This window comes from Halomonas sp. SIMBA_159, assembly GCF_046536035.1.
GTDB lineage: Bacteria > Pseudomonadota > Gammaproteobacteria > Pseudomonadales > Halomonadaceae > Vreelandella > Vreelandella venusta_A.
The window spans coordinates 1-275 of sequence record NZ_JAWJBT010000489.1 but is presented as its reverse complement, the minus strand read 5'-3'; the positions used below and the strand labels follow the sequence as shown (position 1 = coordinate 275).

1 pseudogene is annotated in these 275 nt (G+C 52.4%); it reads left to right on the top strand.

Annotated elements, in window-relative coordinates:
* A pseudogene (locus R0J87_RS20145) lies at window positions 1–275 on the top strand (methyltransferase); the annotation flags it as partial.

The window sequence follows — 275 nt, the reverse complement described above, 5'->3', positions numbered from 1 at the left end:
GATTGCTGCCGCTAAAGCCAGGGATATACATTCCTCCACACTCAAACTGTTCGAGAAACATCTGGGCCCGACCAGTACGTCACTGGCGGTGAAAAAAGCACGACTGATTTTCTGTCAGCCGGATAAAAATCTGGCGGCATCGCTGCCGGAAACCCAGCGCTGGGAGGTGCCTGAGTACAAGCTCACCTTAACCAACCATGCCAATGTGTTTTCCGGTGAAAATCTCGACATCGGAGCCAGGTTATTGCTGGAACATATCCCTCAGGATCCGGCAC